The sequence below is a fragment of the Spirosoma rhododendri genome, from assembly GCF_012849055.1.
Classification (GTDB): domain Bacteria; phylum Bacteroidota; class Bacteroidia; order Cytophagales; family Spirosomataceae; genus Spirosoma; species Spirosoma rhododendri.
In genome coordinates this window covers 3,673,820-3,685,695 of sequence record NZ_CP051677.1, presented here as the reverse complement: position 1 = coordinate 3,685,695, position 11,876 = coordinate 3,673,820, and the positions used below count along the sequence as shown (strand labels likewise).

Sequence of the window (11,876 nt, the reverse complement as noted above, 5' to 3'; positions counted from 1 at the left end):
GCACAGATGAACGGGCCTTTTCTCCGAAAGCCATTATCGATGAAGCAACGGCAGGTCTTCTGACTTACTCCGTAACCAACGGCCTTCCCATTTCGCAGAAACAGTGGCACACGGGGTTGATTACGTTTGTGGAGATTACAGCAGCGGAGACTGTTCCGGTTTTGCACCGGGATTCCCTTTTAAAACCGGCCGGTCGTGTCTGAAACACACCGTCGGCTACCCTTGCCCCACAAAGGTACGGTGTTGGTATTCGTAATCGTACTACGCTGCCGGAGAAATGTCGGCCCGCCCGTTTCGACCAGTAGTGCGTTTTCACAAACTGGTGCGGACGGCCCTGATGCTACTGACTTTTAAGATAACTGTTGTGGTACTGTCGCAAGAGGGCATCGAGCTGATAGCCCACTTTGTACCGGGAGCCGATGTTGTAGCCCCGGCTGTAGTTATACTCCCACCGAAACTCTTCGGTACTTCGCAGCCTGACCCGCTTCGTCTGCGCAATACGTCCCGGCGGGATAGGGATAGCGAAGTTAAAGCCAGCGGTCGAGCCATTTCCCGTTTTGGTCGCAAAAAAGCCCACCTCAACATTCGGAAACTGCCGGATAAAGTCAATTCGTCCGCCCCGGTCATTGTACAGGTACTGCCCGCCCGATACTTTCAGCGTTACATTATGTCGGCCAATGCGGTAAGCCAGATCAGCCAGCAGCAGCAGGTCCGTGGGCGACTGATAATAAAAGCCGTCTTTGGGGAAGAAGTAAAACCCGGTCAGGCTGGTTTCAAGCCCGAATGACCAGGGAGACCGCAGGTCTGCGTGCCGGTACTGCACGTTCAGGCCGTACCGGTCCGTGTAGAACAATCCCGCCGAAATACTCATAAAGTCAGCCTGGTTAAGCGCCAGGAACTGGTTCAGGAAGATCGGGGCCGGACGAACATTCAGCGCCTGATTATCCAGATCATTCACGATTGGAAACACGATACCCCAGTTGAGTACCAGACCCCGACGCAGATAAAGCTGGCTTTGCAGCAGGATGTTGGTTTTGCTCTGCACCGGCCGGTCACGATTTCCGAAGTTAGCCGTGAACTCCGGCTGAAGACGAAAATCAAGCTTGTAGGCCCGCCGGTTGAACGGTACCGCGTCGGCGTAGGCAATCCGGTCCCGGCGGGTTAGCAGACTGGTGCTGAACGTGGGCGACAGACGATACTGCGCAATCGATACGCCCTGAAAAAGCGGAACCAGCGTCGTAGCCGTGTTGGCAACGGCAGTGCGACTTATGGCCCGCATCGCGGTCATGGGATTACGGTACAGCCGCTGCTCGTACACGACACGGTACTGCGCACTGTCGACGGTCAGGTTTTCCAGGGCGCTCATGATTCGGTTGGGCGTGTTTTGAGCACCCGCCAGCCGTACCGTTGCCAGCAACAGCAGCAGATAGGGCCAACGCTTACTGCGCTTTGTCATGACTGGTCGTCTGTTTGGTGGGCAAAAGAGAGAAGGCGTAGGACGTTCCCACGGTCAGCTGATCAAAATTCAATACTCCCGCCTGCACGGTCCAGTGCCTGAACAGCGTAGCGTACCCACCCAGGTTGATATGCTGCGAATCCCACTCGGCCATCAATCCCCCTTTTCGGCTCAGGCTGGCTTTGATACCAGCAATCGGCCCCGCCAGATAGTAAGCGGCCTTGTCCCGCTTGTCCTGAAAAATAAAGCCCGAAAACAGGGTTGAGTTCTGATCATTCCGCGTGTCTGATCGTTCAAGAAAGTAAGGACTAGCGTAGCCAGCTGTCAGTTCCAGCTCGATCGCCGACGACAGCGAAACGTGCTTCGTCGCTACGATAGCATTGGTAATAAGTGAGTTATCGATACCGAACGGGATAGACAGAATAACGGCAACCGACGGTCGGCGGGCAGTTTCGGTCAGCACGCCATATTTCATATCGATCTGCCGATCACCAATCCCGCGCGCCCCGTACTGAACCGGGCCGTTGGGTCGCAGCAGATTGACATTCAGTTCAAGCCGGGGCAGCATAACCAGGTTGACAAAGAAGATACTTTCCGAGTTACGCGTCGTTAGCTTCGGGTTTAGTGCCGGATTAAAGCGAAACGCATAGTTCACCGGATTATAGGCGACACCCGCATGGAACGTACCGTCGGGCAGCAAGGTAGCGGTGGGCACGTAAAGCAGCCCCGGTTTCCCCGATATGTTGACCTGCCCAAGCACGGTCGTGCCTGACAATACCCCGCTCAGCATTCCCAATAGACACACCCGGCTGAGCCGCCGGGTCATTACACTGTATAGTAAACGTACGTCCGGGATCATTGGGTAATGGGTTGATAAACGGTCAGTAAACGAGACTGCGTGCTGAATTCCGTTGCTATCAGCACCAGCATTCAGCACGCAGTTCGTACGCTTATTCTGTTTTGTTCAGCCCGAGCAACGGCGTTGTTTCATAGCCAACAGCTGTGCTCAGGCGGGTACATAATCAACCCCCGTTACCCTGGTTGTGGCAGCTTGCCACCGCCTTCGAACGGGCAGCCGTCGCATCCGTCACCTGAGCGTTGTAATTGGTAGTTACCATGTTGATATCGATATCCCGGGCTGTTTTGGCGGCCGCAATTTTAGCGTCCTTGATGGCCGGGCAAGCTGTCAGGTCAGCCGCCTGAATTGCGTTGACGTTGTCCAGTGCCTGAAAATACCCAACGTAGGTCATGAGCGCCAGCTGATTGTACAACGCATCGCCCAGCGTTGCCCGCAGCGAATTCAGCATCGCTATTGAGCTTGTCACCTGCGTACGGAGTGTGGTCCGCAGTCCGTCATACTTAGCGGGTACACCCGCCTGGCAACCGGCTACTTCGCCGTTAGCCGCTGACTCCAGTTGTGCATACGTCGCATTGACGGTAGCCGTCTGAGTCGCTTTGGCCGCATCAAGTCGCTGCATAGCGGTGTTATAGGCCGTAGTAGCGGCTTGCTGACAGGGGTCGGTCGGTCCATTCTGTTGTACGGAATTAGCCACGGCCACCGGACTGATACCAGCCGTCCCGATACGTGCTCCAACTGGCTTGCCATTGACGGTTGGCAGCGTATACGATGGCATGTACGCTTTCAGAGAAGCGCTGTTTGCCATGGCAGCCACTTCCTTCTTCATATCGGCCGACAGTGTACCCGAGTTAATCATATCCGACGTAACACTACTCGTCATCGCAGCCGCCTTACTTGCCGGAACGACCTGACCCATGGCGTCGCCCGCCTGCTGCACAGTGGCAGGTACCGGCGCGGACGCACTCATACTGCTCAATGCCGAACCAACAGCTGCGGCCAGCGTCGACGATGTAACGGTACCAGCCGTAGCAGTCACGGCAGCCGGTGCTGTTTGCTTCAGTTCGGGCATTTTAACATTGTCCAAACCCGCAAACGTGTAGGTAGTAGGGGCAACATCGTCTTTCTTCTTGCAACTGTACGCAGCCGTACCCAGGATCAATCCACAGATCAGCCAGTTAATCGGTCGAGCAATTGTTTTCATAAGGGAGAATTTTGATTGATAGTTTACATTAAAAAAATACTCGTATCAGGAAGGTGTACACAGACGGTCAGCGTTAGTAAAACAAAGGCCGCACACCTGTTTACACATCAAACTTATACATTCTATTTTGTTTACCAATTTAAGATTTAGTAAATAAACAGTTAAGTTTTTATCAATTGATGGATACAATGGTCATTAAGTAACCAGTAACCTGGGCCAACTCACTGACCCTGTGGCCATTGAAGCGTGTAGGGATAGATAGACAAAGAAGCGATTGACCGGCTCACCACATACGTCATTTTGAGATTACGGGTTAGAAGTGGAGCCGGATAACTTCCCTATTGCCCGCTAAGCCGATTACATTGTCTGGTCGGCTGCCGATAACCGACTCGTTGTCGAGGCCGTATTTTGGCCCGATTATCTACGCACTATGGTGGATTTCTAGCTAGAAAGACCGTATCAGGCTACATGTAGCCTCCCGGTCTTGATGTGGTTGGGAGTGAGATATTCTTAGCTACTGCCCGTCGCTTGTACTAGCGCACGGTTTCTCTCGGATTGATGATAGCTATCCTTACGAGATGCGTGCTGCGTGCACTTACTCGCGAAGCCTTCATGCATTTCGTACGGGTGAGGCAATAAAAAAAGCACTTACGAATTAACGTAAGTGCTTAACACTAAGTGAGCCAGTGGAGGGATTCGAACCCCCGACGCGCTTGCGCATCCTGATTACAAATCAGGCGGAATCGACCGCTATCCGACACTGGCAACTGTCGTGATTTGTGGTGCAAACTTAGCAGTTTTTGCCGTTGCTTCCAAACCACGTTTTACTTTTTTGTACCGTCGACATAACCGTCTACGGTACAAAGTAACTATTCCTGCGCGGCCCGCATCTCCTGACGCAGGCTATCAAGCTGTTTCTCAGCGTCAGCAATTTTCTGATCGATGTCGGCGCGAAGTTTATCGGCGTTTTTCGAGCGGGCAAAAAATTCGATGTTGTTACGATACGTTGCGATGTCATTTTCAATCGCCGTCATGCGACGACGGATGTCGCTCTCACGCTTGTTGCCACTCGTGTTGCCGTAATCGCCCCGGCTGTACTCATTACGGCCGTAGTCGCCACGATCCCGATCCCGGTCACGACCACCGCGCTGACCACCGCCACCAGCCGGACGGCCACCGCCCCGGCCCATCTCGGCTTCGCTCTGCTGCATGATCCGCTCCTTGTCTTTAGCCGGAATCTTGCCCGTAGCGCCAACCAATGCATTCACGGCGTTGATATACCGCTTCTGCGTGGTCTGCATGTCTTTCTTCGGCACAAACCCGATTTCGGTCCACTCCTTCTTGAACTCGTTGAGTTGCGACAGGTCAGCGTTTTCTGTCGCAGCGGCTTCGATCCGCTCAATCAGGGCCGTTTTCTTAGCCAGGTTAGCTTCAAATTCGCGATCGGTGTCCTGATTTTTCGACCGCTTTTTGTTGAAGAAAGCGTCACACGCAGCTTTGAAACGATCGAAAATCGAGTTTTTCTGCTTCTCCGGCACCTGACCGATGTTCTTCCACTGCCGTTGCAGGTCGATGACCATCTGGGTCATTTCGGGTGATTCCTCGCCCGACGCCAGTATCGTTTCTACACGCTCGCAGAGTTCCGTTTTCTGGCGCAGATTTTCTTCCCGTTTGCTCTCCAGTTGCTTGAAGAATTCGCCCTTGTTATGGAAGAATGTTTTCAGCGCGGCCCAGAACTTCTTGCTCAGTTCCTTTCCTTCCTCGCGAGGCATCGGTCCTTTGATGCCGTTCCACCGGTCCTGCAAGGCCATGACAGCCTTCGTCTTGTCGTTCCAGTCGTTGATACTGCTCGACGTGAAGGAGGTGATCGGTACAAGTTCTTCGTAGATCGCCGACTTCTCTTCGTAAAGCTGAGCCGACTCTTTTCGCTGCTCGTTGGTCTGCCCACGCCGTTTGTCGTACAGCACGTCGAGCGCAGCCTTCATCCGACCCCACAGCACTTCCTGCTCGGCCTTAGGAGCCGGGCCAATGTGTTTGTATTCCTCAAACAGCGCGTTGGCTTCGTCGATGGTTTGCCGCGTAACGGGCGTTTCCTCCGACGCTTTTACCATCGCTTCAACTTTCTCGATCACTTCAGTCTTCAGACCTACGTTCCGCTTCCGGTCGAGATCCTTCAGTTCAAAGTAGATGTTGCGGTTGCTGTAATAGCGATCAACGAGCGCGTGGTAGGTAGCCCAGAGCGTGGCGTTGTGCGGGGAATTCATGTTCCCGGCAGCCTTCCACTCGTCCTGAATTTTCTTGAACTCGTTCCAGCTTGTCTTGGGGTCACCCGCATTCGACTCGTCGGTTTCTACCAGCTCGCGCAGACGGGTCAGCAGATCGGTCTTCGCGGCAAAATTGCCGTCTTTCGCTTTATCGAGGTTCTGAAAATACGTGTTTTTCAGGCTCTTGATCTGCTTGTACAGATCGTCGTAGCGTTGTACGGTATCGTCCTGCTTGAAAGCGAAGCCTTCTTCCGCGCCGGTTTCAGCGACATATGCCTGCATGGCGGCTTCGCGCTCGGCCCGCTTCATCTGATCGAACGGGGGCTTGCTTTCTTTCAGCACCTGATCGGCCTTTTTGAAATCGCCGGGCGTTACTTCCGGCTTGCTGACCGCTGCGAGTTGCGTTTCGAGTAACTGAACGAAGTCTTCCCGCGAAAACTGACTGTAGTCGAGCGACAGTTCGGGCTGCGCTTCATCAGCTTCGTCGGTTTCAGCGACGTTAGCATATTCAGCACTGATTTCATCGGTCGGCACAGCATCGGCCACCTCTACCGCATCGGCAGGCTGTTCTGACGCAGACGCGTCAGCAGTATCCACGCCGGGCGCATCCACGCCGGGAAGTTCAGCGGGGGCTGCTACGGCAATTTCTGCTGCCGGGCTCAACTCGGTTGATGCGGTAGACTCGTCGGTGGCGACCACATCGCCTGTCGCTTCCGGAGTCGATACCGGCTCATCGGCAGGTACGTCAGCAGCAGGCGTCTGGGCGCTGGTTTCCAACGGCGCGACGTCATCAGTCACGGGTTCAGTCGCCAAGTCGGCGGGAGCCTCTACGGGCTGTGTTGATGCCGAAGGCGTTTCAGCCGTATCGCTGCTGTCAGTGGGCAGCGACGGGGCGTTCGTCTCGTCGGGGGTATGTGCGGCCAGCGTATCGGTTGCGGGCGTTGGTGTATCCGACGGCTGGTTGATTTCCTGTTCCTGATTTGCCATGTTAAAAAACGTACCGATTACTTTTGCAAAAGTACATAATTATGCGAGTTTTCCCTTTTTGCCCAATCGGAAAAGCCGCCTACTCCTGTTTGTCTATGACCGCTTCCATCAGCGATTTACGAAAAGAATATACCCGACAGGGACTCGACCTGTCGGATGTCCTGCCTGATCCGGTTGCGCAGTTCCGCCGGTGGTTCGACGCGGCTTTGCAGGCTGGCGTGGCCGAACCGAACGCTATGCATCTCTGCACAGTAGGGGCCAACGGTCGTCCCGATGGGCGGATCGTGTTGCTCAAAGACGTGTCGGACGCTGGTTTTGTTTTCTATACGAACTACGAAAGTCGCAAAAGCCGGGATATGTTGGCCAACCCATTCGCCTGTCTGACGTTTTTTTACCCCGATCTTGAGCAGCAAATCCGGGTGGAAGGCCGGGTAGAGAAAGTGAGCGAGGCCGAGTCAGACGCGTATTTCGGCAGTCGGCCCCGGGGCAGCCAGATTGGCGCGTGGGTATCGCCCCAGAGCCAGCCGATCGATGGGCGCGATGTGCTGACCGACCGGCAGCAGCAGTACGAAACCCAGTTTGCCGATCAGCCCGTGCCGCGCCCTCCGCACTGGGGCGGCTTTCGCGTGGTTCCCGACCTGATCGAGTTCTGGCAGGGTCGTCCCAGCCGCCTGCACGACCGGGTCCGTTATCAGCGCGCCGACACGAGCACGGCCAACTGGCAGCTTGACCGACTCGCCCCTTAGCGAACTGACTCAATCAGCAGGCTTTTTCTACCCAACTCTGCACGTTACGCACTCTGTATATAGCGTAACGTGCAGAGTTTTTTATTAGGCTCTAATTGAACTATATCCATAATTTTTTGGTCGTTTTTGCTAAATTACTATATATTTGCTAATTAACTATAGAAAAATCATACCTACCCGATGCCTTCTTTAAAATGTCCAAAGTGTGATGCGACCGAAGCGGTCAGAAACGGAATTGTGGGGGGGCGACAGCGGTACCGATGCAAAAACTGCGATTACAATTACACCGTCGACAAGGTGGGGAAGGGAATCAACACCTACTACGTCATCAAGGCGCTTCAGCTTTACATCGAAGGCGTCAGTCTACGTGAAATTGAGCGATTGCTGGGCGTCAGTCACGTGTCGGTGATGAACTGGGTCAAGAAATATCAGATCCGTGTACCGGAGAAGAACACGTATCATCCGACTTACAAGATTCTGAGTCATACCGAACTGGCGGCCTATTTTAGCGAACGCGAGAACGTGATGGGCGCAGGCATGATCGTAACCGAGCTGGGCGACAAGTTCATGCTTATCAAATGGGAGCGATTCCGGGACGATTAACCGTATCTATAGCTATTTTGCATAGCTATAGCAGTCGTTTGGCCGGGGCGGGTGGTTAGTTGACTTTCGTACTGTTGTCACGATCAACTACCTACCTAAATCTATGCAAAGACGGTCATTACCCTTTTTTCTGATTGCCTTATTGAGTTTATCAGCCCTGACGGGCCGGGGGCAGGGTTCGCCGGAGTATGGCTCGGGCATGCGCTTCAACCTCGACCCGGAAGGCAAAAAATACATGCGGCTGCTTACCTGGGCGCAGATCTGGGCGCGGTCGGGACAGCAGAACCCGGGCACAACGGTCAACGGCGTACCCACCGACAATGTCTCTGACATCGGTGCCCGGCGTATCCGGATGCTGTTTCAGACGCAGATCAGCCCCCGGTATATGATCGTTTTTCACATTGGTATCAACAATCAGACGTTTCTGAATGGTGGCGCGGCCGGAACGAGCGGCACGGGCGGCTACGGACAGGGCAAAAAACCGGGCATTTTCTTTCACGAAGCCTATAACGAATACGCTGTGGTACCGGCCGGCAAGAATGCCGAAGGAAATCCCCGGAAAGGGTCGCTGTACGTAGGGGCCGGTCTGCATTACTTCAACGGTATTTCGCGCATGTCGTCGGCCAGTACATTGAACTTCCTGACGACTGACCTACCGATCATCAACTGGCCGCTCATCGAAAACAGCGATCAGTTTGCCCGTCAGTTTGGTATCTACGCCAAAGGAAAGCTCGGCAAGCTGGGGTACCAGTTTAGTATGAATAAACCGTTTGCCACCAACCTGACGCCCCCCGCAACCGGCACAGTGGTGACGCCCAACGTAGCCGTTGACAACAATGGTATCAGCAAAATGGCGTATGGTGGCTACGTCGACTATCAGTTCCTGGACCAGGAAGCCAACGTACTGCCATACCGCATCGGGACGTACGTCGGAACGAAGCGGGTGTTCAACATTGGCGCGGGCTTCTACACACAGCCGGAGGGCACGGCGAGCTACAACACAAGCGGTCAGCTCCAGCGCCACAACATCAACCTGTTCGGGCTTGACCTGTTTGCTGATCTGCCGATTGGCGACAAGGCAAAAAACGCGGCTCTGACGGTCTACAGCGTGTACTACAACTACAACTTTGGGCCTAATTACCTGCGGAACATCGGTATTATGAACCTCGGCGCGGCCGATGCCAGCTTCACCGGACAGCGCGCCCTTGCCGGGCCGGGTAATGCCCGCCCGTTCGTCGGCACAGGCAACATCTGGTACACACAGGCCGGTATTCTGCTACCGAAAGCGGTCGAGAAGCCGAAGATGCGGGTACAGCCCTTTGCCGCCTACACATACAAGGCTTTCGACGCCCTGCCCAAAGCGGGCAATTACTACGACATGGGCTTGAATCTGTACATCGACGGGCATAATGCGAAGATTAGCCCACAGTATTCGCTACGGCCTTATTACACCGATGGCAACACGATTGGTGGCTATAAAGGTGAATTTATCGTGCAGGCTCAGGTGTATCTGTAGGCCAGCAGTAGAAAGTTGCATCAAATTGATTTTCAGCGCACAAGCCGTACCTACCGTTTTTTATAATTGTTCCCAACCCTTATTTCTTTTTAAACCTGACGACCGGTCATGATCTCAGATTCTCCCAAGCAAGTTACCAGCACCCGCAGCCTGATCAGTGTGATTGGGGCCTCGTCGGTCGGGACGCTCATCGAGTGGTACGACTTCTACATTTTCGGTTCGCTGGCAACCGTACTGGCCACCAAGTTCTTTCCCGAAGGCAACCCCACGGCCGCTTTCCTCTCGACACTGGCGACGTTTGCCGCCGGTTTCGTCGTACGTCCGTTCGGTGCGCTCTTCTTCGGACGGCTCGGCGACCTCATCGGCCGCAAGTATACGTTCATGGTTACGCTGCTGCTGATGGGGGGGGCCACCTTCGCCATCGGTCTGATTCCGGGTTACGAAACCATCGGCTTTCTGGCTCCGCTGCTGGTCCTGATCCTGCGGCTGTTGCAGGGGCTGGCCCTCGGTGGTGAGTACGGCGGGGCGGCTACCTACGTGGCCGAACACGCACCGACCGGGCAGCGTGGTTACTGGACGTCGTGGATTCAGACGACGGCTACGGTTGGTCTGTTCGTATCGCTGATCGTGATTCTACTGACCCGCTCATCGATGTCGAAAGAAGCATTCGACGAGTGGGGCTGGCGGGTGCCGTTTATCGCGTCGGTACTGATGGTCGGCATTTCGTACATCATCCGGCGGAATATGCACGAGTCGCCCCTGTTTGCGAAGGCGAAAGCCGAAGGTAAAACGTCGGCCAACCCACTCAAGGAAAGCTTCGGCAACAAGTACAATTTCAAGTTTGTGCTGCTCGCGCTGTTTGGTGCTACGATGGGTCAGGGTGTGGTGTGGTATACGGGTCAGTTCTACGCCATGAACTTTATCAAGACGGTCTGCAACGTCGACGCGATGCAGTCGGATGAGCTGATGTCGGTCGCCCTGCTGATGGGTACGCCATTCTTCGTGGTGTTCGGCTGGCTGTCGGACAAAATCGGTCGCAAAGGCATCATGATGGCGGGTATGCTGGTCGCCATTCTGTCGTACCGCACGCTGTACGAGAAGATGTACCAGACGACAAACGTTAAGAAGAAGCAGGAGATCACGGCTAATTTCTCCGCCGATTCGACCACGGCTCCCGACCCAAAAGTGGCCGGTGGTATGATTAAGACCAAAACCGTGAAGCGCGAATACACCGACGGCACAAAGCTAACGGAGGTGACGAAAACCAAGATTGCCGCCGACCCTTCGGCCGAACCCGCCAAGCTGGACGCAGCCCGGCCCGACGTGAAGAAAACCCTGCTCATCAACAGTTCCGACCGGTGGTCGCTGATCTGGCTGGTATTTATCCAGGTGATTTTCGTAACGCTGGTGTACGGTCCGATTGCTGCCTTCCTGGTCGAGATGTTCCCGGTGCAGATTCGTTACACGTCGATGTCGCTGCCGTATCACATCGGTAATGGTGTGTTTGGTGGTCTGCTGCCAGCCGTAGCGACGTATCTGGCTACTGGTGCGAAAGAAGCTAACACGGCCGCCGAAAAAGCAGGATCGGCCCTCCCCTACGCGGCTCCCTATCTGGAGGGCTTATGGTACCCGATTATCGTGGCCGCCGTCAGCCTGCTCATCGGTATTTTCTACATCAAAAACCGGGCGCAGGTAGTCGATTAACAGTACCCCCGTCCCCGACGGGGGTGAGGACTTCGCTTCAAATAAGCAAGTATTTAGCGGCTTCGGGCCGAGTCCTCACCCCCTTCAGGTCGGTCCGACGGGTCGGGTGACGGGGGGTACACGACGTCAATTTCATCTTACATCTTTCTTCTAAAAAAATGAACGCAATCAAACGATATTTAGGTGTCCTGTGGCTGGCGATTGCCGCGCTTGCGGGGTACTTCGGCCTATTTTCGCTCGGCCTTCCCAAGCTGGCGTCCGGCAAAACCGACGACCTGGTTTTTGGGATTATCATTGTCTTCGTACTGATGCCGATTATCGTCGGTGGGCTGGCCCGGTTTGGCCTGTATGCCCTGCAAGGTGAATACGACGATTAGTTGATTCTTTGGTTTGCACCGATTCGGTAGCTGGGCGGTTGTTCTGTAGCGGAGCAACCGCCCTTGCCGTTGATTGCCGATCCGCTGGTAGCGACCAACCCTGCCTAAAACTACGATGAGCCCAGTTTTCACGTTGACAATTTCCCTTCCCTGCGGGGCGAAA

9 protein-coding genes, 1 tRNA gene and 1 riboswitch are annotated in these 11,876 nt (G+C 54.6%); of the genes, 5 read left to right on the top strand and 5 right to left on the bottom strand.

Annotated features, from left to right (window positions below):
• Nucleotides 1-32: 32 nt before the first annotated feature.
• A riboswitch (cobalamin riboswitch) is annotated at nucleotides 33-239 on the bottom strand.
• 101 nt (nucleotides 240-340) lie between these two features.
• The 5 genes from HH216_RS15310 to HH216_RS15290 form a co-directional block, all read right to left on the bottom strand.
• Nucleotides 341-1,456, bottom strand: coding sequence for a YjbH domain-containing protein (locus HH216_RS15310; protein WP_169551596.1), 1,116 nt, complete (start codon nucleotides 1,454-1,456; stop codon nucleotides 341-343).
• Complete coding sequence (locus HH216_RS15305; protein ID WP_169551595.1) at nucleotides 1,440-2,315, bottom strand: YjbH domain-containing protein; 876 nt, start codon at nucleotides 2,313-2,315, stop codon at nucleotides 1,440-1,442. The genes HH216_RS15310 and HH216_RS15305 overlap by 17 nt, the downstream gene beginning before the upstream one ends.
• Before the next feature lie 163 nt (nucleotides 2,316-2,478).
• Nucleotides 2,479-3,516 carry a hypothetical protein gene (locus HH216_RS15300; RefSeq protein ID WP_169551594.1) on the bottom strand — a complete coding sequence of 346 codons (1,038 nt, stop codon included), beginning with the start codon at nucleotides 3,514-3,516 and terminating at the stop codon, nucleotides 2,479-2,481.
• Nucleotides 3,517-4,197: 681 nt separating this feature from the next.
• Nucleotides 4,198-4,281 (bottom strand) — tRNA-Thr (locus HH216_RS15295).
• Between the two features lie 104 nt (nucleotides 4,282-4,385).
• Nucleotides 4,386-6,767, bottom strand: coding sequence for a DUF349 domain-containing protein (locus tag HH216_RS15290; protein ID WP_169551593.1), 2,382 nt, complete (start codon nucleotides 6,765-6,767; stop codon nucleotides 4,386-4,388).
• Between the two features lie 95 nt (nucleotides 6,768-6,862).
• On the opposite strand from HH216_RS15290, the gene pdxH reads away from it, so the two are divergent.
• The 5 genes from pdxH to HH216_RS15265 all read left to right on the top strand — a co-directional run bounded on the left by pdxH (nucleotide 6,863) and on the right by HH216_RS15265 (nucleotide 11,713).
• Nucleotides 6,863-7,513 carry a pyridoxamine 5'-phosphate oxidase gene (pdxH, locus tag HH216_RS15285; RefSeq protein ID WP_169551592.1) on the top strand — a complete coding sequence of 217 codons (651 nt, stop codon included), beginning with the start codon at nucleotides 6,863-6,865 and terminating at the stop codon, nucleotides 7,511-7,513.
• Nucleotides 7,514-7,693: 180 nt separating this feature from the next.
• Nucleotides 7,694-8,116: an IS1 family transposase gene (locus HH216_RS15280; protein ID WP_169553402.1), complete on the top strand. Its 423-nt coding sequence runs from the start codon at nucleotides 7,694-7,696 to the stop codon at nucleotides 8,114-8,116.
• Nucleotides 8,117-8,219: 103 nt separating this feature from the next.
• Nucleotides 8,220-9,632, top strand: a complete 1,413-nt coding sequence (locus HH216_RS15275) for a porin family protein (RefSeq protein WP_169551591.1) — start codon at nucleotides 8,220-8,222, stop codon at nucleotides 9,630-9,632.
• A 108-nt stretch (nucleotides 9,633-9,740) separates the two neighbouring features.
• Complete coding sequence (locus tag HH216_RS15270) at nucleotides 9,741-11,336, top strand: MFS transporter (protein WP_169551590.1); 1,596 nt, start codon at nucleotides 9,741-9,743, stop codon at nucleotides 11,334-11,336.
• A 158-nt stretch (nucleotides 11,337-11,494) separates the two neighbouring features.
• On the top strand, nucleotides 11,495-11,713 hold the full coding sequence (locus tag HH216_RS15265; RefSeq protein WP_169551589.1) for a DUF6814 family protein: 219 nt from the start codon (nucleotides 11,495-11,497) through the stop codon (nucleotides 11,711-11,713).
• Nucleotides 11,714-11,876: the final 163 nt, after the last annotated feature.

Excerpts from the sequence above, each read along its gene's own strand:
- HH216_RS15310 (WP_169551596.1), bottom strand. The coding sequence starts at position 1,456 with ATGACAAAGCGCAGTAAGCGTTGGCCCTATCTGCTGCTGTTGCTGGCA.
- HH216_RS15305 (WP_169551595.1), bottom strand. The coding sequence starts at position 2,315 with ATGATCCCGGACGTACGTTTACTATACAGTGTAATGACCCGGCGGCTC.
- HH216_RS15300 (WP_169551594.1), bottom strand. The coding sequence starts at position 3,516 with ATGAAAACAATTGCTCGACCGATTAACTGGCTGATCTGTGGATTGATC.
- HH216_RS15290 (WP_169551593.1), bottom strand. The coding sequence starts at position 6,767 with ATGGCAAATCAGGAACAGGAAATCAACCAGCCGTCGGATACACCAACG.
- pdxH (WP_169551592.1), top strand. The coding sequence starts at position 6,863 with ATGACCGCTTCCATCAGCGATTTACGAAAAGAATATACCCGACAGGGA.
- HH216_RS15280 (WP_169553402.1), top strand. The coding sequence starts at position 7,694 with ATGCCTTCTTTAAAATGTCCAAAGTGTGATGCGACCGAAGCGGTCAGA.
- HH216_RS15275 (WP_169551591.1), top strand. The coding sequence starts at position 8,220 with ATGCAAAGACGGTCATTACCCTTTTTTCTGATTGCCTTATTGAGTTTA.
- HH216_RS15270 (WP_169551590.1), top strand. The coding sequence starts at position 9,741 with ATGATCTCAGATTCTCCCAAGCAAGTTACCAGCACCCGCAGCCTGATC.
- HH216_RS15265 (WP_169551589.1), top strand. The coding sequence starts at position 11,495 with ATGAACGCAATCAAACGATATTTAGGTGTCCTGTGGCTGGCGATTGCC.